Annotated in this window: 20 protein-coding genes; 16 read left to right on the top strand and 4 right to left on the bottom strand. The window is 68.6% G+C overall.

Features of this window, described 5'->3' with window-relative positions:
• The first annotated feature begins 46 nt into the window (after positions 1 to 46).
• The 3 genes from ACZ63I_RS22875 (at position 47) to ACZ63I_RS22885 (ending at position 2,568) form a co-directional block, all read left to right on the top strand.
• The gene (locus ACZ63I_RS22875; protein WP_469340825.1) at positions 47 to 490 is read left to right on the top strand and encodes a MarR family winged helix-turn-helix transcriptional regulator; all 444 of its coding nucleotides are present in this window, start codon (positions 47 to 49) and stop codon (positions 488 to 490) included.
• A 110-nt stretch (positions 491 to 600) separates the two neighbouring features.
• A complete protein-coding gene (locus ACZ63I_RS22880) occupies positions 601 to 1,965 on the top strand; it encodes an MFS transporter (protein ID WP_469340885.1) in 1,365 nt (454 codons plus the stop codon).
• 48 nt (positions 1,966 to 2,013) lie between these two features.
• A complete protein-coding gene (locus ACZ63I_RS22885) occupies positions 2,014 to 2,568 on the top strand; it encodes an isochorismatase family protein (RefSeq protein WP_469340826.1) in 555 nt (184 codons plus the stop codon).
• A 75-nt stretch (positions 2,569 to 2,643) separates the two neighbouring features.
• Here the strand turns inward: ACZ63I_RS22885 and ACZ63I_RS22890 are convergent, their stop codons facing one another.
• Genes ACZ63I_RS22890 through ACZ63I_RS22905 form a run of 4 tightly spaced genes read right to left on the bottom strand, consistent with a single transcriptional unit; the run spans position 2,644 to position 6,496 of the window.
• Entirely contained in the window at positions 2,644 to 3,450 is an 807-nt protein-coding gene (locus ACZ63I_RS22890; protein WP_469340827.1) for a succinate dehydrogenase/fumarate reductase iron-sulfur subunit, read from the bottom strand.
• Entirely contained in the window at positions 3,447 to 5,405 is a 1,959-nt protein-coding gene (locus ACZ63I_RS22895; protein ID WP_469340828.1) for a fumarate reductase/succinate dehydrogenase flavoprotein subunit, read from the bottom strand. Before ACZ63I_RS22895 ends, ACZ63I_RS22890 begins: the two co-directional genes overlap by 4 nt.
• A gap of 15 nt (positions 5,406 to 5,420) precedes the next feature.
• Entirely contained in the window at positions 5,421 to 6,242 is an 822-nt protein-coding gene (locus ACZ63I_RS22900) for a hypothetical protein (protein WP_469340829.1), read from the bottom strand.
• A gap of 29 nt (positions 6,243 to 6,271) precedes the next feature.
• Positions 6,272 to 6,496 carry a hypothetical protein gene (locus tag ACZ63I_RS22905; protein WP_469340830.1) on the bottom strand — a complete coding sequence of 75 codons (225 nt, stop codon included), beginning with the start codon at positions 6,494 to 6,496 and terminating at the stop codon, positions 6,272 to 6,274.
• A 280-nt stretch (positions 6,497 to 6,776) separates the two neighbouring features.
• Between ACZ63I_RS22905 and ACZ63I_RS22910 the strand changes: the two genes are divergently transcribed.
• From ACZ63I_RS22910 to ACZ63I_RS22970, 13 genes are all read left to right on the top strand, one after another.
• A complete protein-coding gene (locus ACZ63I_RS22910) occupies positions 6,777 to 9,206 on the top strand; it encodes an ABC transporter substrate-binding protein (RefSeq protein ID WP_469340831.1) in 2,430 nt (809 codons plus the stop codon).
• Between the two features lie 324 nt (positions 9,207 to 9,530).
• On the top strand, positions 9,531 to 11,405 hold the full coding sequence (gene typA / locus ACZ63I_RS22915; RefSeq protein WP_469340832.1) for a translational GTPase TypA: 1,875 nt from the start codon (positions 9,531 to 9,533) through the stop codon (positions 11,403 to 11,405).
• A gap of 505 nt (positions 11,406 to 11,910) precedes the next feature.
• On the top strand, positions 11,911 to 12,954 hold the full coding sequence (locus ACZ63I_RS22920) for an ABC transporter permease (RefSeq protein ID WP_469340833.1): 1,044 nt from the start codon (positions 11,911 to 11,913) through the stop codon (positions 12,952 to 12,954).
• A gap of 99 nt (positions 12,955 to 13,053) precedes the next feature.
• Entirely contained in the window at positions 13,054 to 14,856 is a 1,803-nt protein-coding gene (locus ACZ63I_RS22925) for an ABC transporter substrate-binding protein (protein WP_469340834.1), read from the top strand.
• A 118-nt stretch (positions 14,857 to 14,974) separates the two neighbouring features.
• Positions 14,975 to 15,952 (top strand): ABC transporter permease, encoded by a 978-nt coding sequence (locus ACZ63I_RS22930; RefSeq protein ID WP_469340835.1) that lies wholly within the window; start codon positions 14,975 to 14,977, stop codon positions 15,950 to 15,952.
• A 10-nt stretch (positions 15,953 to 15,962) separates the two neighbouring features.
• Entirely contained in the window at positions 15,963 to 17,027 is a 1,065-nt protein-coding gene (locus tag ACZ63I_RS22935; RefSeq protein ID WP_469340836.1) for an ABC transporter ATP-binding protein, read from the top strand.
• A gap of 25 nt (positions 17,028 to 17,052) precedes the next feature.
• Positions 17,053 to 18,189, top strand: coding sequence for an ABC transporter ATP-binding protein (locus ACZ63I_RS22940; protein ID WP_469340837.1), 1,137 nt, complete (start codon positions 17,053 to 17,055; stop codon positions 18,187 to 18,189).
• A 102-nt stretch (positions 18,190 to 18,291) separates the two neighbouring features.
• Entirely contained in the window at positions 18,292 to 19,218 is a 927-nt protein-coding gene (locus ACZ63I_RS22945) for a GNAT family N-acetyltransferase (RefSeq protein WP_469340838.1), read from the top strand.
• 125 nt (positions 19,219 to 19,343) lie between these two features.
• A complete protein-coding gene (locus ACZ63I_RS22950; protein ID WP_469340839.1) occupies positions 19,344 to 20,987 on the top strand; it encodes a peptide ABC transporter substrate-binding protein in 1,644 nt (547 codons plus the stop codon).
• 103 nt (positions 20,988 to 21,090) lie between these two features.
• Complete coding sequence (locus ACZ63I_RS22955; RefSeq protein WP_469340840.1) at positions 21,091 to 22,014, top strand: ABC transporter permease; 924 nt, start codon at positions 21,091 to 21,093, stop codon at positions 22,012 to 22,014.
• The gene (locus tag ACZ63I_RS22960) at positions 22,007 to 22,984 is read left to right on the top strand and encodes an ABC transporter permease (RefSeq protein ID WP_469340841.1); all 978 of its coding nucleotides are present in this window, start codon (positions 22,007 to 22,009) and stop codon (positions 22,982 to 22,984) included. Before ACZ63I_RS22955 ends, ACZ63I_RS22960 begins: the two co-directional genes overlap by 8 nt.
• A 13-nt stretch (positions 22,985 to 22,997) precedes the next feature.
• Entirely contained in the window at positions 22,998 to 23,972 is a 975-nt protein-coding gene (locus tag ACZ63I_RS22965) for an ABC transporter ATP-binding protein (RefSeq protein WP_469340842.1), read from the top strand.
• Positions 23,965 to 25,119 carry an ABC transporter ATP-binding protein gene (locus ACZ63I_RS22970; RefSeq protein WP_469340843.1) on the top strand — a complete coding sequence of 385 codons (1,155 nt, stop codon included), beginning with the start codon at positions 23,965 to 23,967 and terminating at the stop codon, positions 25,117 to 25,119. Before ACZ63I_RS22965 ends, ACZ63I_RS22970 begins: the two co-directional genes overlap by 8 nt.
• The last annotated feature ends 12 nt before the right edge of the window (positions 25,120 to 25,131 follow it).

The following is a 25,131-nucleotide window of genomic DNA, read 5'->3' on the forward strand; positions in this document are numbered from 1 at the left end:
CAGGCAAACTTGCAAGGCGGCCTGTCGATCTCGTACGGTGGCAACCATGTCCGAAAGCTCCGCGTACCCGACGCCCGAGCAGGTCGCCGCCGAGGTGACCGCCGTGGTCAGCACCCTGATGCGACGGCTGCGGACGACCTCGCCCGACAGCCTGCTCACCCCCTCCCAGCGGTCCGTGCTGTCCCGGCTGGCCGCCGAGGGCCCGGCCACCACGGCGGCGCTGGCCCGCGCCGAGTTCGTCAGGCCGCAGTCCATGCGGCTGACGCTCGGCTCCCTGGAGGAGCAGGGCATGGTCGAGCGGACCCCCGACCCCGACGACGGCCGGCAGTCCGTCGTCTCGGCCACGGACAGCGGGCGGCACACGCTGGCGGGGGTGCGCGCCGCCAAACAGGACTGGCTGGCCGAGGCCATCACCGGTGAACTGGACGGCGCCGAGCGGCGCACGCTCGCCGAGGCCGTGGCGCTGCTGCGGCGGCTGGTCGAGAAGTGAGCGACGCGACGACCGGCATACCGGCGGAGACGCTGCCCGAGCCGAGGAGCCCGGAGCCCGGGACACCGGCGCCCGGCGGCCCCGAACGGCACACCCCCGGCGGCGGGGGAGTGGGCCGGGGCACGGGCTTCAGCGGCCGGCTCACCGCCCCGCTGCTCATCGGCTCCCTGCTCAACCCGCTCAACACGACGATGATCTCCACCGCGCTGGTGTCGATCGGCGACAGCTTCGGGATCGGCGCCGCCGACACCGCCTGGCTCATCTCCGTCCTCTACCTCGCCAGCGCCGTCGGCCAGCCGGTGCTCGGCAAACTCGCCGACGCCCTCGGCCCGCGCCGGATCTTCCTCGCGGGCCTGGTGCTGGTCTTCGCCTCCGGCCTCGTCGGCACCCTCGCACCCAGCTTCGGCTGGCTCATCGTCTCCCGGCTGCTGCTCGGGGTCGGCACCTCGGCCGCGTACCCCGCCGCCATGTCCGTCCTGCGCGACGAGGGCCGCCGGGTCGGCCGTACGCCGCCCCGCACGGTCCTGGCGCGGGTCTCCATGGCGGCGCTCGGCAGCGCGGCCGTCGGACCCAGCCTCGGCGGGCTGCTCGTCGCCCTGGTCGGCTGGCGCGGCATCTTCGCCGTGAATCTGCCCGTGGCGCTCGTCGCCTTCGTCGCCGCGCTGCTCTGGATCCCCGCCGACCCGCCGCGCGGCGCCGTCACGGCGGACAACTCGCTGCGCCGCTCGCTCGACCCGCTCGGCATCGGGCTGTTCTCGACGGCGCTGACCCTGCTGGTCTTCTTCCTGCTCGACCTGTCCCACCCGCTGTGGTGGCTGCTGGCCCCGTTCGCCGCCGTCTCCGCCGTCCTGGCGTGGTGGCAGCTCCGCAGGCCGCGGCCCTTCATCGACCTGCGGACGCTCGCCGGGAACGCGCCGCTCGCCCGCACCTATCTGCGGCACGGCCTCAGCTATCTGCTGATCTACTGCGTGATGTACGGCTACACCCAGTGGCTGGAGGAGGGCCGCGGCTTCTCCTCCGGGTACACCGGGCTGCTGATGCTGCCGATGTCGGTGGCCGCGCTGGTCTGCTCGCTGCTCGGCGCCCGTACCAAGGGCATCCGGGGGCCGCTGGCGCTCGCCGCCGTCCTGCTCGCCGTCGGCGCGGGCGTGCTGGCCTTCGTCGGCGGCCAGACACCGCTCGCCGTGCTGCTGCTGGTGGGCGCCTGCTTCGGCGTTCCGCAGGGGCTGATCGGTACGAGCAACCAGGCGGCCGTGCAGGCGTACGCGCCGCCTGAGGAGATCGGCTCGGCGGCCGGGCTCCAGCGCACCGCGCAGTACATCGGCGCCATCGCCGCATCCAGTCTGATCGCTCTCGCCTACGGTCAGCGGGCGAGCGACAGCGGTCTGCACCTCATGGCCGGTGTCTCCGCCGGTCTGGGAGTGCTGCTGATCATCCTGACCTTCACCGACCGGGCGCTGCGCGCCCGGCGCTGACCGCTACCCGCACCCCGACCACCCCCCCCGTCGCAAGGAGCACCGCTCATGACCGCCACCGTCCTTGATCCCACCACCGCCCTGGTCGTCGTCGACCTGCAGAACGTCATCGTCGCCCTGCCGACCGTCCACCCGGCGGCCGAGGTCGTCGAGAACTCGGCGAAGCTCGCCGCCGCCTTCCGCGCCAAGGACCTGCCGGTCGTGTTCGTACGGGTCACCGGCGGCGCCCCCGGCCGCACCGAGACCCCGCGCGGCCCGAGCCGGCAGCCGCCCGCCGACGCGGCCGACCTCGCCGAGGGGCTCGGCCGCCAGGACAGCGACATCGTCGTCACGAAGCAGGTCTGGGGCGCCTTCCACGGCACCGACCTCGACCTCCAGCTCCGCCGCAGGGGCGTCACCCAGGTGGTGCTGACCGGCATCGCGACCAGCATCGGCGTCGAGTCCACCGCACGCGCGGCCTACGAGCACGGCTACCACGTCACGGTCGCGACCGACGCCGTGACCGACATGGACGCGGAGGCGCACCGCAACGCCGTCGAGCGGATCTTCCCGCGCCTCGGCGAGACCGGCACCACCGAGGCGATCATCAAGCTCCTCGGCTGACCCGGCACCTCTGGCACCCCGGCACACGGCGGGGCCCGCATCCGACCGGATGCGGGCCCCGCCCTGCCACGGACCTCACTCGCCGCGTCGGCGGATCTTGTTGCCCAGCCAGACCAGCGGGTCGTACTTGCGGTCGACGGCGCGCTCCTTCAGCGGGATCAGCGCGTTGTCCGTGATCTTGATGCCCTCCGGGCACACCTCCGTACAGCACTTGGTGATGTTGCACAGGCCAAGTCCGTGGTCCTCCTGGGCCGTTCGCTTGCGGTCGAGCCCCGACTCGGCCGCCGCGTCCAGCGGATGCATGTCCAGCTCGGCCGCCCGCATCAGGAAGCGCGGGCCCGCGAACGCGGCCTTGTTCTCCTCGTGGTCGCGCACCACATGGCAGGTGTCCTGGCACAGGAAGCACTCGATGCACTTGCGGAACTCCTGCGACCTGTCCACGTCCATCTGCTGCATCCGGTACTCACCGGCAGCGACGCCCGGCGGCGGTACGAACGCCGGGACCTCCCGTGCCTTCTGGTAGTTGAACGACACGTCCGTCACCAGATCGCGGATCACCGGGAAGGCCCGCAGCGGGGTGACCGTGATCGTCTCCTCGCGGGAGAAGACGGACATCCGCGTCATGCACATCAGCCGGGGCCGTCCGTTGACCTCGGCGCTGCACGAACCGCACTTGCCCGCCTTGCAGTTCCAGCGCACGGCCAGATCCGCCGCCTGGGTCGCCTGGAGCCGGTGGATGATGTCGAGGACGACCTCGCCGTCGTTGACCTCGACGGTGAAGTCCTTCAACTCGCCCCCGTCGGCGTCACCGCGCCAGACCCGGAACTTCGCGTCGTACGCCGTGGCCGTACCGCCACCGCTGGAAACCGTGCTGGCACTCAACTGTGGAGCTCCTCTTCGGCGAGGTACTTGACCAGCTCTTCCTTCTCGAACAGCGCGAGCAGGTCAGGACGGATCGGTTCGGTCGTCTGCCGGGTCAGCGTGATCTGGCCGTGGGCCGGATCGGTGGCGGCGAGCGCGCCCGTCGGATCGGCCAGCGCGCAGTGCAGATTCACCGGCCGCCAGTCGCTCGCCATCCCCGGCCAGTCCTCCCGGGTGTGGCCGCCGCGGCTCTCGGTGCGCTCCAGGGCGGCCCGCGCGACGCACTCGCTGACCAGCAGCATGTTCCGCAGGTCGAGCGCGAGATGCCAGCCCGGGTTGAAGGGCCGCCGGCCCTCGACGCCGGCCCGCCTCGCCCGTACCCGCAGATCGGCCAGCTTCTCCAGGGCCTGCTCCATCTCGCCCTCGCGCCTGATGATGCCCACCAGGTCGTTCATGGTCTGCTGGAGCTCCTGATGGAGCGTGTACGGGTTCTCCGCCGGCTCCGCGCCCGCCGCCGCGCCGGCCGGATCGGTGGCGCCCGCCCGATCGGCGGTGCTGAACGGGCGCAGCGCCTCGGCCTCGGCGCTGTCGACCTGGGCCTGGTCGACGGCCGGGCGGCTCGCGAGGCCCGCCGCGTACTCGGCCGCGTAGAGACCCGCGCGCCTGCCGAACACCAGCAGGTCGGAGAGGGAGTTGCCGCCGAGCCTGTTGGAGCCGTGCATCCCCCCGGCCACCTCGCCAGCCGCGTACAGCCCCGGCACCCCGATCGTCGCCGCCGAGTCCGAGTCGACGGCGACTCCGCCCATCACGTAGTGGCAGGTCGGCCCGACCTCCATGGCCTCGGCCGTGATGTCGACGTCGGCCAGCTCGCGGAACTGGTGGTACATCGAGGGCAGCCGCCGTTTGATCACCTCGGCCGGCATCCGGGTCGAGACGTCGAGGAACACCCCGCCGTGCGGGGAGCCGCGGCCCGCCTTGACCTCGGAGTTGATGGCGCGCGCCACCTCGTCGCGCGGCAGCAGCTCGGGCGGACGCCGGTTGTTGTCGGCGTCGTCGTACCAGCGGTCGCCCTCCTCCTCCGACTCGGCGTACTTCTCCTTGAAGACGTCGGGGATGTAGTCGAACATGAACCGCTTGCCGTCGGCGTTGCGCAGCACCCCGCCGTCGCCGCGCACCGATTCGGTGACCAGCAGCCCCTTGACCGAGGGGGGCCAGATCATCCCCGTCGGGTGGAACTGCACGAACTCCATGTTCAGCAGGGGAGCCCCGGCGAGCAGCGCCAGCGCGTGCCCGTCGCCGGTGTACTCCCAGGAGTTGGAGGTGACCTTGAAGGACTTGCCGATACCGCCGGTGGCGAGCACCACCGAGGGAGCCTCCAGGACGAAGAAGCCGCCGGACTCCCGCTCGTAGCAGAAGGCGCCGGAGACCCGTTCGCCGTCCTTCAACACGCGGGTGACCGTGCACTCCTGATAGACCTTCAGCCGCGCCTCGTAGTCCCCGAACTCCTTGAAGTCCTCCTGCTGCAAGGAGACGATCTTCTGCTGGAGCGTGCGGATCAGCTCAAGGCCCGTACGGTCGCCGACATGGGCGAGCCGGGGGTACTCGTGGCCGCCGAAGTTGCGCTGGGAGATCTTCCCTTCGGGCGTGCGGTCGAACAGCGCGCCCCAGGTCTCAAGCTCCCAGACCCGGTCGGGCGCCTCCTTGGCGTGCAGTTCGGCCATCCGCCACTGGTTGAGGAACTTCCCGCCGCGCAGGGTGTCGCGGAAGTGCACCTGCCAGTTGTCGCCGGAGTTCACATTGCCCATGGAGGCGGCGATGCCGCCCTCGGCCATCACCGTATGGGCCTTGCCGAACAGGGACTTGCAGATGACAGCGGTACGGGCGCCGCGCTCACGCGCCTCGATGGCGGCGCGCAGTCCCGCTCCTCCGGCGCCCACCACCACGACGTCCCACTGCCGGTGTTCCAGTTGCGTCATTTCTGAAGGCTCTCCCTAGAAGAAGCGCGGATCGTCGAAGGCTCCGGAAGCGACCAGGTAGACATAGAAGTCGGCGACCGCGACGCTGATCAACGAGGCCCAGGCCAACTGCATATGACGGTTCGTCAGCTTCCCGACCCAGCCCCACAGCCGGTAGCGCACCGGGTGCTGGGAGAAGTGCCGCAGCCGTCCGCCGATGACATGCCGGCAGGAGTGGCAGGAGAGGGTGTACGCCCAGATCAGCACGATGTTGACGAGGAACACCACCGAACCGAGACCCATATGTCCCCAGTGGTACTCCTCGTCGCGGAAGGAGAGCGCGGTGTCGTAGGTGAGGACGACGGCGACGAGCACCGCCAGGTAGAAGAAGTACCGGTGGATGTTCTGCAGGATCAGCGGGAAGCGGGTCTCACCGCTGTACTTCTTGTGCGGCTCGGCGACGGCGCAGGCGGGCGGCGAGGCCCAGAAGCCCCGGTAGTACGCCTTGCGGTAGTAGTAGCAGGTCAGCCGGAAGCCCAGCGGGAAGACCAGGATCAGCAGCGCGGGGGACAGGCCCCACCAGCTCCCGAACAGGTCCCAGTTCGGACCGTGCCGCATCGGCGCGCAGTTGTCCGCCACACAGGGCGAGTAGAACGGTGACACGTAGGGCGCCGAGTAGTAGTCGCTGTTCGCGAACGCCCGCCAGGTCGAGTAGACGATGAAGGCGAGCAGCCCTGCCGCTGTCAGGGCCGGCGACAGCCACCAGCGGTCCGTCCGCAGATGGCGGGGGGCGATGGCGGCGCGTGTCGCGCCGTGCACCCCCGTACTGGCGCTGGGTTCAGTGGTACCGGTGGCCAACGAGTTCTCCAAACGAGAGGCCCTGCGGACTAAGGCGCCCGCCGGTCGCTGACGCCCAGGCCCTCGTCGTCCGAATCCGTCCACAGCGCGCTGTCGTACGGGGTGTCGGGGATGGTGACCAGGCTGTCGGCGCGGCCGGCCGGCAGGGGTCGGGACTCGGTCTCTCGCGCGAGACTCTGCTCCAACCGTCCGACCGTGCGGACCAGGTCGTCGAGGCAGCGTCGAACCGCTGTCAAATCGTCCTGCAGGGACATGTGTTGCCCTCACTTCCGCGGTCGCGGGTGGCATGCGGGGGTCTGGGGGACTGGCGCCCCCAGAGGGCTCTGTATGCGCCTGCGAGTGTTCCGCGTCACACAACCTTTGACAAGACCGCGGTCAAGGGTCTGGGGGATCACCCCGTTGCGCCGCACGGGTGGGTTTCAACGGACGTGGCGCCGTGTCGCTGGCGTCGCCGCGGCTCTTTCCCCTTCAGTGGGTGGGCAATAGGTGTGATCATCTCTAAATTCCACAAAACAGGATGAAGAGGTACAAGCCATGTCCCACGTCGGCGCCCCTCGCGGGAGGACATGCTCCCGGACGTTCCGCTCCGTAGCGCTCCTCACCACCGGTGTGCTCGCCCTGCCCGTCCTGTCCGCCTGCAGCTCGGACGACAGCGGCAGCGACGCCCCGGCCGCCGCCGCGGACATCGCGCCCGCCTCGCGTACCGCGGTCAGCCAGGGCGGCACCCTGCACTGGGCGATCGACTCGATGCCCGCCACGCTCAACGCCTTCCAGGCCGACGCGGACGCCGCGACCAACCGGATCGCCGGCGCCGTGCTGCCCACGCTCTTCACGCTCGACAAGCGCGGCAGGCCGCAGATGAATCCGGACTATCTGGAGTCCGCGAAGATCGTCGACCGCGAGCCCAAGCAGGTCGTCTCGTACAAGCTCAACCAGCAGGCGGTGTGGAGCGACGGCCGGGAGATCGGCGCGCCGGACTTCGTCGCCCAGTGGCACGCGCTGCGCGGCCAGGACTCCGCCTACTGGACGGCGCGCAACGCCGGCTACGAGCGGATCGAGAAGATCGAGCGCGGCGGCGACGACCTGGAGGTCCGGGTCACCTTCAACAAGCCATACGCGGACTGGAAGTCGCTGTTCAGCCCGCTGTACCCGAAGGAGGTCATGGGTACGCCCAACGCCTTCAACGACGGGGCGCGGACGGCGCTGAAGAAGACGGCGGGCCCCTTCACGGTCAAGAAGGTGGACCGCAAGGCCAAGGAAGCGACGCTCGTCCGCGACCCGCACTGGTGGGGCAAGCCCGCCAAGCTCGACTCGGTCGTGCTGCGCGCCGTGCCGAACAACGAGCGGGTGGCGGCCCTCGCCTCGGGCAGGCTCGACGTGGCCGATATCGACCCCGCGGCGGCGAAACGTATCTCCTCGGCCGTGCAGGACAAGAACAGGGCCAACGGCCCGGCCCGGCCAGCGGCGGGCGCCAGCCCGGCGACCAGCGGCAGCCCGGCGACGAGCGCCAGCCCGCAGACCAGCGCCAGTCCGGCGACGAGCGGCAGCCCCGCGGCCGGCCCCGCCGCCGTGCGCCCGCCCGCCCAGGTCTCCCCGGCCTCCGCGCTGCGCGCCTGGGCGCTCACGCACGGCGCCGACAAGGAAGAGCTGAAGGCGGCGGGCAAGTCGCGCAAGCAGACGCTCGCCGCGATCAAGGAGTACACGGAGCAGCAGCGGGAGCTGGGCTCCTTCCGGGTGCGCAAGTCCCTGGAGCCGTCCTTCACGCAGCTCGCGCTCAACGGCGAGTCGGGCCCGCTCGCGGACGACCGGGTACGGCGCGCGGTGGCCAGGGCCATCAACCGCCAGACGCTCGCCAACGCCGTACTGAAGCCGCTGGACCTGCCCGCGCAGCCGCTCGGCAGCCACCTCGCGCTGCGCGGCCAGCAGGCGTACGCGGACAGCAGCGACGCGCTCGGCAAGCAGAACACGCACGAGGCACAGGCGCTGCTGGCCGACGCCGGCTGGACGGAGGGCGGTGCCCGCAAGGCGCCGGACGACGGGACGAAGGCCGGCAGCGAGGGCAAGAAGGACACGGAGAAGGCAGAGAAGGCAGAGAAGGCAGAGAAGGCAGAGAAGCCGAAGGCGGAGAAGCCGGCGAAGTCGGACGACGCGGACGACGCCGACAACACGGACGAGGGCGACGACAAGCCGGGTCAGGCCCCGGACGACTCCGACACCAAGCAGCAGGCCGTGAAGGCCGCCCAGGACACCAAGCCGGGCGGCGTGGCCGGCGCGTACGCCCCGAGCGGCACCGCGGCGCCCAGCGTGGCGGCGTCCAGCGGCGCGAAGGGCCCCAAGGCGGCCACGGCGGCCAAGGCGGCGAAGGTCCCGCAGATCGGCAAGGACGGCAAGCCGCTCACCCTGCGCTTCGTCCTCCCCTCGGGGCAGGACTCCGAGCAGCTCCGCACCGTCGGTGAGCGCATCGCGCGGATGCTCGACAAGGTCGGGATCTCCACCCAGATCACCAAGGTCTCCGACGACAGCTACTTCAAGGACTACATCGCCTCGGGCGACTACGACATGGCGCTGTACTCCTGGCCGGCGACCGCCTACCCGGCGACCGACGGCCGGCCGATCTACGCCAAGCCGGAGCCCGCTTCCGACGGCTCGCTGCTGGTGGAGCAGAACTACACCCGGGTCGGCACCGACCGGATCGACCAGCTCTTCGACCAGGCGTCCGGCGAGCTGAACGAGGGCGACGCCCGCGATCTGGTCAAGCAGGCGGACGCCAGGATCTGGGCGGCGGCCGGCTCCATCCCCCTCTACCAGCGCCCGCAGCTCGTGGCGGCCAGGTCGGGACTGAAGAACATCGGGGCCTACGGGTTCGCCACCCCGCGCTACCAGGACATCGGCTTCGCCGGCTCCCACGGGCAGGACGGCCCGCCGGCTGAAGTTTCGAAGAAGAAGGAGCTTCAGGGGCGGTAATACGAGAAGAAGAAGCGCTGCCGAACGGGCTCAAACGCTCAGGACGGCATCAATTCACTTGCCCGCCGGCCCGTCCGGCGGGCAAGCTCGTCACGAGTCCTTGACCCGGGCACTCGACACCCCAGCAGTACCCCAGCGGTATCCGTACGACACCCCGGCAGCATCCGTATATATCCGATCGACATCGTGATCCGGCCTCTCCCGACCGGGCCCGCAAGCCCCCGGTGCCCGCGCCCCGTACCATGGGAAGGGCCGTGGCGTGTCTGCCCGGCGGGCGGAGAAGGAAAACGCCGCATCCCACGATCGAGAGAAGCGCCAGCCAGCATGCCCACGCGCCACGACATCCGTAACGTCGCCATCGTCGCCCACGTCGACCATGGCAAGACCACTCTGGTCGACGCCATGCTGAAGCAGGCAGGCGCCTTCGCCGCGCACGCAGCCGAGCACCTCGACGACCGGATGATGGACTCGAACGACCTGGAGCGTGAGAAGGGCATCACGATCCTGGCCAAGAACACCGCTGTGAAGTACCACCCCAAGACGGGTGGCGATGTGATCACGATCAACATCATCGACACCCCCGGCCACGCCGACTTCGGCGGTGAGGTCGAGCGCGGCCTCTCCATGGTCGACGCGGTGGTCCTCCTGGTGGACGCCTCGGAAGGCCCTCTTCCGCAGACCCGCTTCGTGCTGCGCAAGGCACTGGACGCGCGGCTGCCGGTGATCCTCTGCATCAACAAGACCGACCGCCCGGACGCCCGGATCGACGACGTCGTCAACGAGACGTACGACCTCTTCCTCGATCTCGACGCGGACGAGGAGCAGATCGAGTTCCCGATCGTCTACGCCTGCGCGCGCGACGGTGTCGCCTCGCTGACCAAGCCGGTGGACGGCACGGTCCCGGCGGACAGCGAGAACCTGGAGCCCTTCTTCAGCACGATCCTGGAGCATGTCCCGGCCCCCGAGTACGACGAGTCGGCGCCGCTCCAGGCCCATGTCACCAACCTGGACGCGGACAACTTCCTCGGCCGTATCGCCCTGTGCCGGGTCGAGCAGGGCGAGCTGAAGAAGGGCCAGACCGTCACGTGGATCAAGCGCGACGGCACGATGTCCAACGTCCGCATCACCGAGCTGCTGATGACCGAGGCGCTCACCCGCAAGCCGGCCGAGAAGGCGGGCCCCGGTGACATCTGCGCCATCGCCGGTATCCCGGACATCATGATCGGCGAGACGCTCGCCGACCCGGAGAACCCGATCGCGCTGCCGCTGATCACGGTCGACGAGCCGGCCATCTCGATGACCATCGGCACCAACACCTCGCCGCTCGTCGGCAAGGGCGGCAAGGGCCACAAGGTCACCGCCCGCCAGGTCAAGGACCGCCTCGACCGCGAGCTGATCGGTAACGTATCGCTGCGCGTCCTGGAGACCGAGCGCCCCGACACCTGGGAGGTGCAGGGCCGCGGCGAGCTGGCGCTGGCCATCCTGGTCGAGACGATGCGCCGCGAGGGCTTCGAACTGACCGTCGGCAAGCCCGAGGTGGTCACGAAGCAGGTCGACGGCAAGACGCACGAGCCGATCGAGCGCATGACGATCGACTGCCCCGAGGAGCACCTCGGCGCCATCACGCAGCTCATGGCGACCCGCAAGGGCCGTATGGAGACCATGACGAACCACGGCTCCGGCTGGGTCCGCATGGAGTGGATCGTGCCGTCCAGGGGTCTGATCGGCTTCCGTACGGAGTTCCTGACGCAGACCAGGGGCACCGGTATCGCGCACTCCATCTTCGAGGGCCACGAGCCGTGGTTCGGTGACCTGCGGACCCGTAACAACGGCTCGCTGGTCGCCGACCGTTCGGGCTCGGTGACCCCGTTCGCGATGGTCAACCTCCAGGAGCGCGGGGTCATCTTCACCGAGCCCGGCACCGAGGTCTACGAGGGCATGATCGTCGGTGAGAACTCGCGCTCCGACGACATGGACGTGAACATCACCAAGGAGAAGAAGCTCACCAACATGCGCGCCGCCTCCGCGGACACCACGGAGAACGTGGTGCCGCCGCGCAGGCTCTCGCTCGAGCAGTCCCTGGAGTTCTGCCGGGACGACGAGTGCATCGAGGTGACCCCGGACACCGTCCGGATCCGCAAGGTCGTGCTGGACCAGAAGCAGCGCGGTCGCGCGGCTTCCCGGGCCAAGCATTCTTGAGGCAAAATCTCGGCTGACGTGACGTCAGTACGGACGGCCCGGCACCCCGCGAGAGCGGACGGTGCCGGGCCGTTCGTCAAGCGCCGTCGCTCACCGTCCGTGGATTTCCCGGCACCAAGTGTCCGGATATCGACCAACGCTCTCCGGAACGCGTGTTAACGGTCCGTTTCGCGGGTGTCTGCCTGGCCTGACTTTGTCCGGATTTCGGGCGGAGGAGGTGGGGGGATGTTGTCAAAACGAGACCCTTTAAGTGTGGTTTACGGCTCGGGCGTACTTAATAGTTGGCTCCATTGAGCTCGGGTCAATGGGTCATGCGCTGTGGGGAGCGCGGGCCCACGAGCGCACTCGGGGTACTTGACGGGCGAGCCGGCAGGGGTGTCAGCGCGCGTAGACAGTGCCCTTCTCGTAGTGACAAGTGGACTCATGAGGAGGACCCCATGCGTGGTGCCATAAGCACCAAATGGGTAGGGCGCACGGTAGTCGTCCCCACGGGGGAAGAGCGATCGTGACAAGTCCAGTACAGACCGAAGACGCCCAGGCGTCAGGCGGACCCGAAGCGGATGCCCTGTCGAAGGACGGGACGCAGGAAGCGAAGCAGGCGGCCGGGCTCTCGCCCGGCCAGCTCATGTGGCGACGCTTCAAGCGGGACCGCGCGGGGGTCATTTCCGCCATCGTCGTCATCTTCTTCTTCGTGATCGCGCTTCTCGCGCCCGTGATCAAGATGCTGTACGGCAAGGACCCCTACACCCTGTACGGACAGGGTGAGGGCGGCGGGGACATCACCCTCCTCGACGACTTCAACATGCCCACCGGCAGCTTCGGCGGTGCGTCGGGTGCCCACTGGTTCGGTATCGAACCCAACCTGGGCCGCGACGTGTTCATGCAGCTCATCTACGGCATGCGGACGTCGATCTACACGGCTCTGGTCGCGACCGTCGTGATGGTGGTCCTGGGCGTCCTGCTCGGGCTCGTGGGCGGCTACTTCGGCGGCAGGATCGACTACTGGCTCGGCCGGCTGACCGACCTGCTGCTCGGCTTCCCCAGCCAGTTGTTCTTCATCGCCGCCATGCCCGTGGTCACCGCGGCCTTCGTCCGTCCGGACGAGGAGACACCGACCGCGCTGCGCGCGGGCGCGATCGTCGTGGTGCTGTCGTTCCTCGGCTGGATGGGTCTCTCCCGTCTGATCCGCGCCTCCACACTCTCCCTGCGTGAGCGGGAGTTCGTCGAGGCGGCGAAGATCGCCGGAGCTTCGCCCTGGCGGATCATCCGCAAGGAACTGCTGCCCAACCTGGTCACCCCCATTCTGGTGCAGGCGACGTTGCTGTTGCCGTCCACCATTCTCTCGGTGGCGTTCCTCTCCTACGTGGGAGTCGGCTACGTCGAACCCACGCCGGACTGGGGACGGATGTTCGCCATCGGCAGCGACATCTTCCAGCAGGACCCGGCCTACATGATCTACCCGGGTGTCGCCATGGTCATTTTCGTCGTGGCATTCAACCTTCTCGGCGACTCGGTCCGAGACGCCTTTGACCCGAAGTCCGGACGCTGACGTCCGGCTGAGGGGAAAGCTGCCACCCGGGCACCGGCCACGACCGGATGAGCCAGGCAGCACCGATGGATCACTACTGACAGATGGGTACTCACCAGCATGAGCATCTTTGGCACGCGCAGAACACGTGCTGTCGTCGTCGCCCTGGCGGCCGGCTCGTTGGCGCTGACCGCCTGTGGCGGCGGCGACAGCGACAGCGGCACGAAGGACAAGAGCAAGACCCAGGAGGACGCCGCCAAGCAGTCGTCAGCGGTCTCCTACGGTGACGCGCAGGCGTCCACGGGGCCTGCCAAGGAGGTGCCCGGCGCTCAGACCGGCGGCACCATGTCGGTCTATCAGGAGGCCGACTTCTCCCACCTGGACCCGGGCCAGAGCTACGTCAGCGACACCAAGCTGCTCGACCGGCTGCTCCAGCGCGGTCTGACGCAGTACGACGAGGACGCCAACGGCAAGCTCACCGTCGTCGGTGACCTCGCCACCGACTCGGGCAAGCAGACCGACGGCGGCAAGACCTGGACCTACACGCTGAAGAGCGGCCTCAAGGACCAGAACGGCAGCCCGATAACGTCGGCGGACATCCGCCACACGATCGAGCGCCTCTACGCCCCGTTCATCACGGACGGCCCGACGTACATCCAGAACTGGCTGTCCGGCGGCGGCACGACGTACCGCAAGGCCCTGCCCGACGGCGGCTTCGGCAGCAAGCACCTGCCCGACTCGGTGCTCGCGACCCCGGACGACAAGACCATCGTCTTCCACTTCAAGGACGCGCAGCCCGACCTGCCGCAGGCCCTGACGATGACCGGCTACTCCGTGGTGCCCGCCAAGACGGACACCAAGGAGAAGTACGACACGGCCCCGGTCTCGACCGGCCCGTACAAGATCGCCGAGTTCAAGCCGGGCAAGTCGATGACGCTCGTCAAGAACGCGAACTGGGACCCGAAGACCGACTCGGTCCGCCACCAGTACGTCGACGGCTTCAACATCGACTTCAACCACGACGACGACGACCAGAGCAAGACGCTCCTCGCCGACCGCGGTGAAGCCAAGAACGCCATGATGTTCACCGGCCAGGTCTCCACCAACCAGGTCAAGAACGTCGTCACCAACGCCGCCGCGATGAAGCGCACCGTGCAGGGCTACGCCCCGTACGTCTGGCAGCTCAACTTCAACATGGACCGGGTCACGGACAAGAAGATCCGCGACGCCATCACGTACGCGCTGCCGAGCAACCAGATCTACAAGCTCGACGGCGGTGCCTACGGCGGTGAGGTCGCGACCGGTCTGATGGCGCCGACCGTTCCCGGTTACGAGAAGGGCTACGACCCCTTCGGCAAGCTCAAGAAGCCGAACGGCGACATCGTCAAGGCCAAGCAGCTCATCAAGGAAGCCGGCGCCGAGGGCAAGAAGCTCGTCTACGCGTTCGCCAACACCCCGGTCCGCCAGCAGCAGGCTGTCGTCGTCACCAACCGGCTGAAGGAAATCGGCCTGGACCCGGTGAAGAAGGAAGTTGACAGCGCCACCTGGTACGAGCAGATGGGCAAGCTCAAGAACGGCATGGACCTCTACATGACCGGCTGGGGCCAGGACTGGCCGTCGGCGTCCACGGTCATCCCGCCGTCGTACGACGGGACGACCCTGCAGGACGGTTCTTCGGACTACTCGCACATCAACGACCCGAAGGTCAACGCCGACATCGCGGCCGCCCAGAAGATCACCGACCCCGCCGCCGCCCAGAAGGCCTGGACCGCGATCCACCACGACATCGTGGAGCGCATCAACCCGGCGGCCCCGGTCTACTTCACCAAGGTGTTCCAGATCTTCGGCTCCAACGTCGGCGGTCTGCGCTACTCGTCGGACTCCAGCTACGTCGACGTGACCCGCGTGTTCCTCAAGAAGTAACACCGGAAAGGTAAGGCCTGTCCCGATGGTGCGCACCCGGCGGAGTGCGCACCATCGGGCCGCCGGGCCCTTCTCCTCGACCCCCTCACAGCCGCCGTCCTGAGAGCAGCGACAAGCCATGGTGCAATTCCTCATACGCCGGTCGTTCGGCGCGATACTGATCCTCTTCCTCATCAGCGCCATCACATACTTCATGTTCTTCGCCATCCCGCAGGACCCGGCACTGCTGGCCTGTGGCAAGAACTGCACCCCGGACGCGCTGACCATCATCCACAAGAACCTCGGCCTGGATCAGCCGGTGCCTGTGCAGTACTGGCACTACCTCGCGGGCATCTTCGCGGGCCGCGACTTCCCGACCGGCCACTGCCCGGCCCCCTGCCTCGGCGTCTCCTTCGCCAACCAGCAGCCGGTGTGGGACACCATCCTTGACCGCTTCCCGCTGACGCTCTCGCTGTCGGTCGGCGGCCTCATCGTCTTCCTCGTCGTGGGCCTCGGCGCCGGCATGATCGCCGCGGCGAAGAAGGGCACCACGCTCGACAAGGTGTTCAGCTCCGCCTCGCTGGTGCTCAGCTCGCTGCAGATCTACTTCCTCGGCCCGCTGGTCCTGCTCCTGCTGGTCTACAACACGGGCTGGCTCGACAAGCCGAAGTACGTGCCGATCACCGAGGACCCCGCCGGCTGGTTCATGGGGCTGCTGATTCCCTGGCTGGTCATCTCGGTGATCTTCACCGCCAACTACACGAGAACAGCGCGCTCGACGATGATCGAGCAGTTGCAGGAAGAACACGTGAGAGCGGCCCGTGCCAAGGGCATGAGCGGCAAGTACGTCTTCTTCCGCTACGCCTGGCGCGGCTCGCTCATCCCGATCGTCACCATCCTCGGCATCGACATCGGTGCGCTGCTCGGCGGTGCCATCGTCACGGAGTTCACCTTCGGCCTGCCGGGTATCGGCCGGCTCGCCGTACAGTCGGTGACCGACAAGGACCTGCCGCTGACCATGGGCGTGATGATCTTCAGCGCCGCCTTCATCCTGCTGTTCAACGTCATTGTGGACGCCGCGTATGCGTTCATCGACCCGCGCGTGCGTCTGTCCTAGGAGTACGACCGTGACCACACTCACCAAGACCGACGGCGCGCCTGCCCCGACCGGGTCGGACACGTTCCTCTCGGTGCGCGACCTGCGTGTCCAGTTCTCCACCGAGGAGGGCACGGTCAAGGCCGTCGACGGACTCTCCTTCGACCTGGAGCGCGGCAAGACGCTGGGCATCGTGGGCGAGTCGGGCTCCGGCAAGTCGGTGACCAACCTGTCCGTCCTGGGCCTGCACGCCCCGGAGACCACCACCATCACCGGTGAGATCCTGCTGGACGGCCAGGACCTCACCGATGTCTCGGACAAGCAGATGGAAAAGCTCCGGGGCAACAAGATGGCGATGATCTTCCAGGACGCGCTCACCGCCCTGTCGCCGTACTACACGGTCGGCCGGCAGATCGCCGAGCCGTTCGTCAAGCACACCGGCGCCTCCAAGAAGGAGGCGCGTGCGCGGGCGATCGAGATGCTCGGCAAGGTCGGCATCCCCGACCCCAAGTCCCGGGTCGACGACTACCCGCACCAGTTCTCCGGCGGTATGCGCCAGCGCGCCATGATCGCCATGTCGCTCGTGTGCAACCCCGAACTGCTGATCGCCGACGAGCCGACCACCGCGCTCGACGTGACGGTCCAGGCGCAGATCCTCGACCTGCTCAAGGACCTCCAGCAGGAGTTCGGCTCCGCGATCATCCTGATCACCCACGACCTGGGCGTCGTGGCGAACGTCGCCGACGATCTGCTGGTCATGTACGCGGGGCGCGCCGTCGAGCGCGGCAGCGTACGTGAGGTGCTCAAGCAGCCGCAGCACCCCTACACCTGGGGTCTGCTCAGCTCGATGCCGCGGCTGGCCTCCGACGTCAACGAACCGCTGCGGCCCATTCCGGGCACCCCGCCCAGCCTGCTGAACCCGCCGACCGGCTGTGCGTTCCACCCGCGGTGCGAGTTCGTCGACGTGGTCGGCGGGAACGGCCGCTGCGTCAAGGAGCGGCCCGAGCTGCCCGTGGGACGGGGCTCCGCCTGCCATCTGACGCTGGATCAGAAGCAGCAGATATTCATTGAGAAGATTCAGCCCCGGCTGGGCTGATGTACCGGCGACTGGGGCTATGACCATGAGCGAGAAGAACACGAACACCGTCGTCAGTCAGGCGGCTGCGCCGCAGGGCACCTCGGCCGCGGGCGAGCCGCTGATGGAAGTGAAGGGGCTGACCAAGCACTTCCCGATCTACGGCGGCTTCCCCATCAAGCGGAAGGTCGGCGCCGTCCAGGCGGTCGACTCCGTCGACCTGAGTGTCTTCCCCGGGGAGAGCCTCGGCCTCGTCGGCGAGTCGGGCTGCGGCAAGTCGACCACCGGCCGGCTGCTCACCCGGCTGCTGGAGCCGACCGCGGGCACCATCTCCTACGAGGGCCGCGACATCACGCACGCCAACCGCAAGCAGTTGGCGCCGATCAGGTCCGAGATCCAGATGATCTTCCAGGACCCGTACGCGTCGCTGAACCCGCGGCAGACGGTCGGCAAGATCATCGCCAGCCCGATGGAGATCAACGACATCAAGCCGCCGGGCGGCCGCGAGGCCAAGGTCCGCGAGCTGCTGGAGACCGTCGGCCTCAACCCGGAGCACTACAACCGCTTCCCGCACGAGTTCTCCGGCGGCCAGCGCCAGCGCATCGGGGTGGCCCGCGCGCTCGCGCTCCAGCCGAAGCTCATCGTTGCCGACGAGCCGGTCTCGGCCCTGGACGTCTCCATCCAGGCGCAGGTCATCAACCTGCTCCAGGACCTCCAGCGCGACCTCGGCATCGCCTTCGTCTTCATCGCGCACGACCTGTCGATCGTGCGGCACTTCTCGCAGCGCGTCGCCGTGATGTACCTGGGCAAGGTGGTGGAGGTCGCGGACCGCGACTCCCTCTACAACGGGCCCCGGCACCCGTACACGCACGCCCTGCTCTCCGCCGTGCCGGAGACGGACATCGACATCGAGAAGCGCGAGCGCATCCGGCTCTTCGGCGACGTGCCGTCGCCGATCATGCCGCCCTCCGGCTGCCGGTTCCGTACCCGCTGCTGGAAGGCGCAGGACAAGTGCGCCACGGAGGAACCGCCGCTGGTCCAGATCGCCGGCAACAAGCCGGGCCATCTGACCGCCTGCCACTTCCCCGAGGACCCCACCACCGAGGCCCGCGAAGAGGACGTCATCCTCGACCCGGCGCTGCGGGCCCTGGAGAAGGACCTGGAGCCGGAGGACCGGCCGTAACGCTTTTTCACGGACGCTCGCCCGCACCCCGCTCGCACGCTCTCTCGCGCACGCCGCGAAAAGGCGTTGCGGGCGGGGTGCGTCGCGCCCGACAGTACGTCCATGTCCCTTACCGTGCGGCCTGCCGTACCCGACGACGCCCCGGCCATCTGCGAGCTGCTCAACGCGATCGACGTGATCGAGATAGGCCGGCCCGAGACCGACCTGCACGAGGTGCGGGACGATCTCGGCCGCCCCGGCGTCGACCTCGCCCAGGACTCCTGGCTGGCGTACGAGGACGACCGGCTCGTCTGCTACGGCCTGATGTGGGACGACTCCGGCGACGAGCGCATCGACATGGACCACTATCTGCTGCCCGGCAGGACCGCGGCGGGCGTGCGGCTCTTCGAGCTGATGGAGGGACGGGCCGCGGAACGGGCCCGTACGAACGGCGCGGCGCGCGCCGTCGTCCATATGCAGCTCAACACCGAGCCGACCCTGGACACCGCCGTCATCGAGGCGCGCGACTGGCGCCGGGTCCGCCGCTACCAGGTGATGACCCGTGACGTCACGGCCCTGGGCGCGGCGCCGACGCCGCCCCCGGGGGTACGGGTACGGGACTGCGCGGCCGAGTCCGACCGGCGCCGCGCGTACGAGCTGTGCGAGCTGACCTTCGCCGACCACTTCGACCACCAGCCGCGCGGCTACGAGGAGTGGCTGGAGCACCAGGGCGGCGACCGGATCGACTGGTCGCTGGTGTGGATCGCCGCGGCCGACGGGATCGGCGACGCGGGCGTGCTGATCGGCGGCAACGAACGCGAGTCGATGGGCTGGATCCCCAACCTGGGCGTGGTCAAGGACGCCAGGGGCCGGGGGATCGGCGGCTTCCTGCTGCACCACGCCTTCCACGCCTTCGCCGGCCGCGGCCGGGCGACCGTCGGCCTCGGCGTCGACACCGAGAACGCCACCGGCGCGCTGAAGCTCTACGAGGCGAACGGCATGCGGCTGCACTTCGCCGTCGACACCTGGGAGCTGATCGTCCCGGTGTGACGGGTGTGACCGGTGTGACCGTCCTTCGGGCTGTGACTCGTACAGCCCTCAAGAAAGTGCGGTTCGACACCGTATGGGGTGTATTTGGGTTCAAGTGAGATCTGGGCCTGAAAGGGAGGCACTCCATGCGTGGAGCCACACACGCCAAGTGGGCCGCTTGCGCGGTGGCCGTCGCGCTGACCGCGACGGCCTGCGGCGGGGGCAGCGACAGCGGCAGCGGAAGCGGCAGTGGTGGCGGCACGAGCGGGGTGCTGAGCGCCTCGTGGGGTGACCCGCAGAACCCGCTGGAGCCCGCCAACACCAACGAGGTGCAGGGCGGCAAGGTGCTGGACATGATCTTCCGGGGCCTCAAGCGCTACAACCCCAAGACGGCCAAGGCGGAGAACGCCCTCGCCTCCAGCATCACCACCAAGGACTCCAAGACCTTCAACATCACCGTCAAGAACGGCTGGACGTTCAGCAACGGCGAGAAGGTCACGGCGAAGTCCTTCGTCGACGCCTGGAACTACGGCGCGAATCTGAAGAACAACCAGAAGAACGCGTCCTTCTTCCAGTACATCGCCGGCTACACCGACGTGCACCCCGAGACCGGCCAGCCCAAGGCCACCACCATGTCCGGGCTGAAGGTCACGGGCGCGCAGACCTTCACCGCCACGCTGTCGCAGCCGTTCTCGACCTGGCCCGACACCCTCGGCTACGCGGCGTTCGCCCCGCTGCCCAAGGCGTTCTTCAGCAACCACGCGGGCTGGCTCTCCAAGCCCGTCGGCAACGGCCCCTACACGGTGGACAAGTACACCAAGGGCTCCCAGATGTCGCTGCGCACCTGGAAGAAGTACCCCGGTGACGACAAGGCGCAGAACGGCGGCGTGGACCTGAAGGTCTACACGGACAACAACACCGCCTACACCGACCTGACGGCCGGCAACCTCGACCTGGTCGACGACGTGCCGGCGGCGCAGCTCAAGAACGTGAAGTCGGACCTGGCGGGGCGCTACATCAACACCCCGGCCGGCATCATCCAGACGCTGGCGTTCCCGTTCTACGACAAGAAGTGGAACGGCCCGAACTCGGCGAAGCTGCGCACCGGCCTGTCGATGGCGATCAACCGCGCGCAGATCACCAAGACCATCTTCCAGAACACCCGCACCCCGGCGACCGACTGGACCTCGCCGGTGCTCGGGTCGGCCGGCGGCTACAAGGCCGGGCTCTGCGGCTCGGCCTGCGACTTCGACGCGGCCCAGGCCAAGAAGCTGATCCAGCAGGGCGGCGGTATCCCCGGCGGCAAGATGACCATCTCGTACAACGCGGACACCGGCTCGCACAAGGAATGGGTCGACGCCGTCTGCAACAGCATCAACAACGTGATGGGCAGCGGCAAGACCTGCGTGGGGGCCCCGGTCGGCACGTTCGCCGACTTCCGCAACCAGATCGGCCAGAAGAAGATGACCGGTCCCTTCCGGGCCGGCTGGCAGATGGACTACCCGCTGATCCAGGACTTCCTGCAGCCGCTGTACTACACCAACGCCTCGTCGAACGACGGCAAGTTCTCCGACCCGAAGTTCGACAAACTGGTCAACCAGGCCAACGCCGAGACCGACACGGCCAAGGCGGTCAAGCTGTTCCAGCAGGCCGAAGAGGTCGTCAGGGACCAGATGGCGGCCATCCCGCTCTGGTACCAGAACGGCAGCGCCGGCTACTCGGACCGGCTGTCCAACGTCGCGCTGAACCCGTTCAGCGTCCCGGTCTACAACGAGATCAAGGTCAACTGACCCGCCGACGGCGTGCGGCCCGGCCCACCACTGGCGCCGGGCCGCAGGCCGTTACCGGCGACGTCCTGGCCCCGCACGCACCCCACGATCCCCGGAGTCCTCCATGGGACGATATGTGATCAGGCGTCTGCTCCAGATGATCCCCGTGTTCATCGGTGCGACGCTGCTGATCTTCCTGATGGTCAACGTCATGGGCGATCCCATCGCCGGTCTCTGCGGTGACAAGACCTGCGATCCGGCGACCGTGGCGCAGCTCAAGAAGGAATTCGGCCTCGACAAGCCCGTCTGGCAGCAATACCTGACCTACATGGGCCATCTCTTCCAGGGCGACTTCGGGACGGCCTTCAACGGCCAGAAGGTCATCGACCTGATGGGCTCGGCCTTCCCCGTCACCATCCGGCTGACGATCGTGGCGATCGTCTTCGAGATCATCATCGGCATCACGCTCGGCGTGATCACCGGGCTGCGCAGGGGCCGCCCGGTCGACACCGGCGTGCTGCTGCTGACCCTGGTGGTCATCTCCGTACCGACCTTCGTCACCGGTCTGATCGTGCAGCTCGTGCTCGGCGTGAACTGGGGCATCATCAACCCCTCGGTCTCCACCTCGGCCCCCCTGGACGAACTGATCGTGCCGGGGCTCGTGCTCGCCTCCGTGTCCCTGGCGTACGTCACGCGGCTGACCCGTACCTCGATCGCCGAGAACAGACGCTCCGACTACGTGCGCACCGCCATCGCCAAGGGGCTGCCCAGGCGCCGGGTGATCGTCCGCCATCTGCTGCGCAACTCGCTGATCCCGGTGGTCACCTTCATCGGCACCGACATCGGCGGGCTGATGGGCGGCGCCATCGTCACCGAGCGGATCTTCAACATCCACGGCGTCGGCTACCAGCTCTACCAGGGCATCGTGCGCCAGAACACCCAGACCGTCGTCGGCTTCGTGACCGTCCTGGTCATCGTCTTCCTGGTGGCGAATCTGCTGGTCGACCTCCTCTACGCCGTTCTCGACCCGAGGATCCGGTATGCCTGAAGACCCGAACCGACCGTCGAACGAGGCCATCGCCGGCACCGGGGCCGGCGGCACGATGGACCTCGCCATGAGCGAGGGCAGCTCCGTACAGGGCGAAGGCCCCGAGGGCGGCGGCACGGACGACAAGCCACGCAGTCTCTGGTCGGACGCCTGGCGCGACCTGCGGCGCAACCCCATCTTCATCATCTCGGCGCTGGTCATCCTCTTCCTGGTGATCATCGCGATCTGGCCGCAGGCCATCGCCTCCCGCAACCCGCTGACCTGCGATCTGGCCAAGGCCCAGGAGGGCTCCCAGCCGGGGCACCCGTTCGGCTTCGACGGGCAGGGCTGCGACGTCTACACCAGGACCGTGTACGGGGCGCGCGCCTCGGTCACCGTCGGCGTCTGCGCCACGGTGGGCGTCGCTCTCATCGGCTCGTTCCTCGGCGCGCTGGCCGGCTTCTTCGGCGGCATCTCCGACTCGCTGCTGTCCCGGGCCACCGACATCTTCTTCGGCATCCCCGTCGTCCTCGGCGGGCTCGTCCTGCTGTCCGTGGTCAAGAGCTCCACGGTCTGGCCGGTGATCGGGTTCATGGTGCTGCTCGGCTGGCCGCAGATCTCCCGGATCGCGCGCGGCTCCGTCATCACCATCAAACAGAACGACTTCGTGCAGGCGGCGCGGGCGCTCGGCGCCTCCAGCACCCGGCTGCTGGTCCGGCACATCATGCCCAACGCCATCGCCCCGGTGATCGTCGTCGCGACCATCGCGCTCGGTACGTACATCTCGCTCGAAGCGACGCTCTCGTACCTCGGCGTGGGGCTCAAACCGCCCACCGTGTCCTGGGGCATCGACATCTCGGCAGCGTCGCCGTACATCCGCAACGCCCCGCACATGCTGCTCTGGCCCGCCGGCGCGCTGGCGGTCACCGTGCTCGCTTTCATCATGCTCGGCGACGCGGTGCGCGACGCCCTCGACCCCAAGCTGCGCTGAGGAGTTGCGTCCCATGTTGCTCGAAGTGCGCGATCTGCACGTGGAGTTCCACACCCGCGAGGGCGTCGCCAAGGCGGTCAACGGGGTCAGCTACCAGGTGGACGAGGGGGAGACCCTGGCCGTGCTGGGCGAGTCGGGGTCCGGCAAGTCCGTCACCGCCCAGGCGATCATGGGCATCCTCGACGTGCCGCCCGGCAAGATCACCGGCGGTGAGGTGGTCTTCCACGGCCGGGACCTGCTGAAGCTCAAGGAGGAGGAGCGGCGCAAGGTCCGGGGCTCCGAGATGGCGATGATCTTCCAGGACGCGCTGTCCTCGCTCAACCCCGTGCTCAGCGTCGGCGCCCAGCTCGGCGAGATGTTCATCGTGCACCGGGGGATGTCCCGCAAGGACGCGCGGGCCAAGGCCGTCGAGCTGATGGACCGGGTCCGGATCCCGGCCGCCCACCAGCGGGTGGGGGACTACCCGCACCAGTTCTCCGGCGGTATGCGCCAGCGCATCATGATCGCGATGGCGCTCGCGCTGGAACCCTCGCTGATCATCGCCGACGAGCCGACCACGGCCCTCGACGTGACCGTCCAGGCCCAGGTGATGGACCTGCTCGCCGAGTTGCAGCGCGAGCTGAACATGGGGCTGATCCTGATCACCCACGACCTCGGGGTCGTCGCCGACGTCGCCGACAAGATCGCGGTGATGTACGCGGGACGCATCGTGGAGACCGCGCCCGTCCACGAGATCTACAAGGCGCCGGCCCACCCGTACACCCGGGGACTGCTGGACTCGATCCCGCGCCTGGACCAGAAGGGCCAGGACCTCTACGCGATCAAGGGCCTGCCGCCCAACCTGCTGCGGATCCCGCCGGGCTGCGCCTTCAACCCGCGCTGCCCGCGCGCCCAGGACGTGTGCAGGACGGACGAGCCGCCGCTCTACGAGGTCTCGGCGAGCCGGCGCAGCGCCTGCCACTTCTGGAGGGAGACCCTCGATGACTGAGCCCATTCTGGAAGTACGGGACCTGGTCAAGCACTATCCGCTGACCCAGGGGATCGTGATCAGGAAGCAGGTCGGCGCGGTGAAGGCCGTCGACGGCGTCTCCTTCGACCTGGGCCAGGGCGAAACCCTGGGCGTGGTGGGGGAGTCGGGGTGCGGCAAGTCGACGGTGGCCCGGATGCTGGTGCATCTGGAGGACCCGACGGCCGGCACGATCCGGTACAAGGGCGAGGACATCACCAAGCTGTCCGGGCGGGCGATGAAGACCGTCCGCAGGAACATCCAGATGGTGTTCCAGGACCCGTACACCTCGCTCAACCCGCGCATGACCGTCGGCGACATCATCGGCGAGCCGTACGAGATCCACCCCGAGGTGGCGCCCAAGGGCGACCGGCGCCGCAAGGTGCAGGACCTGCTGGACGTCGTCGGCCTCAACCCGGAGTACATCAACCGCTATCCGCACCAGTTCTCCGGCGGCCAGCGCCAGCGCATCGGCATCGCGCGCGGCCTCGCCCTTCAGCCCGAGGTCATCGTCGCCGACGAGCCGGTCTCGGCGCTCGACGTGTCGGTCCAGGCGCAGGTCATCAATCTGATGGAGCGGCTCCAGCAGGAGTTCGGGCTGAGCTACGTCTTCATCGCGCACGACCTGTCGATCGTGCGGCACATCTCCGACCGGGTCGCCGTGATGTATCTGGGCCGGGTGGTCGAGATCGGCTCGGACGCGGAGATCTACGACCACCCGACGCACCCGTACACCCAGGCGCTGCTGTCCGCCGTACCGCTGCCGGACCCGACGGCGCGCGAGCACCGCGAGCGGATCATCCTCAGCGGTGACGTGCCGTCCCCGGCGAACCCGCCGTCCGGCTGCCACTTCCGTACCCGCTGCTGGAAGGCGCAGGACAAGTGCGTGGTGGAGGACCCGGTCCTGGCGGTCCCGATGGTCTTCCGCGACGACACGGGCCCGGCGTCGCACCCCTCGGCGTGCCACTTCGCGGAGGAGAAGCAGATCGTCCGGGCCGCGGGCCCGGATCCGGACGGCGGTACGGAGGCGGAGCCCGGCACGGGTACGGGTACGGAGAACGGTACGGGTACGGAGAACGGTACGGGTACGGAGCCCGGCACGTGGACCGAGCGTCCTGACGACCGATGAGCGTGGGAGGAT

This window comes from Streptomyces sp. NPDC087906 (assembly GCF_055584925.1).

Bases quoted from the DNA above. Each gene is read 5' to 3' on its own strand.
- ACZ63I_RS22940 (WP_469340837.1), top strand. From the start codon at position 17,053: ATGAGCGAGAAGAACACGAACACCGTCGTCAGTCAGGCGGCTGCGCCG.
- ACZ63I_RS22960 (WP_469340841.1), top strand. From the start codon at position 22,007: ATGCCTGAAGACCCGAACCGACCGTCGAACGAGGCCATCGCCGGCACC.
- ACZ63I_RS22965 (WP_469340842.1), top strand. From the start codon at position 22,998: ATGTTGCTCGAAGTGCGCGATCTGCACGTGGAGTTCCACACCCGCGAG.
- ACZ63I_RS22895 (WP_469340828.1), bottom strand. From the start codon at position 5,405: ATGACGCAACTGGAACACCGGCAGTGGGACGTCGTGGTGGTGGGCGCC.
- ACZ63I_RS22875 (WP_469340825.1), top strand. From the start codon at position 47: ATGTCCGAAAGCTCCGCGTACCCGACGCCCGAGCAGGTCGCCGCCGAG.
- ACZ63I_RS22910 (WP_469340831.1), top strand. From the start codon at position 6,777: ATGTCCCACGTCGGCGCCCCTCGCGGGAGGACATGCTCCCGGACGTTC.
- ACZ63I_RS22950 (WP_469340839.1), top strand. From the start codon at position 19,344: ATGCGTGGAGCCACACACGCCAAGTGGGCCGCTTGCGCGGTGGCCGTC.
- ACZ63I_RS22945 (WP_469340838.1), top strand. From the start codon at position 18,292: ATGTCCCTTACCGTGCGGCCTGCCGTACCCGACGACGCCCCGGCCATC.
- ACZ63I_RS22970 (WP_469340843.1), top strand. From the start codon at position 23,965: ATGACTGAGCCCATTCTGGAAGTACGGGACCTGGTCAAGCACTATCCG.
- ACZ63I_RS22930 (WP_469340835.1), top strand. From the start codon at position 14,975: ATGGTGCAATTCCTCATACGCCGGTCGTTCGGCGCGATACTGATCCTC.
- ACZ63I_RS22955 (WP_469340840.1), top strand. From the start codon at position 21,091: ATGGGACGATATGTGATCAGGCGTCTGCTCCAGATGATCCCCGTGTTC.
- typA (WP_469340832.1), top strand. From the start codon at position 9,531: ATGCCCACGCGCCACGACATCCGTAACGTCGCCATCGTCGCCCACGTC.
- ACZ63I_RS22925 (WP_469340834.1), top strand. From the start codon at position 13,054: ATGAGCATCTTTGGCACGCGCAGAACACGTGCTGTCGTCGTCGCCCTG.
- ACZ63I_RS22885 (WP_469340826.1), top strand. From the start codon at position 2,014: ATGACCGCCACCGTCCTTGATCCCACCACCGCCCTGGTCGTCGTCGAC.
- ACZ63I_RS22905 (WP_469340830.1), bottom strand. From the start codon at position 6,496: ATGTCCCTGCAGGACGATTTGACAGCGGTTCGACGCTGCCTCGACGAC.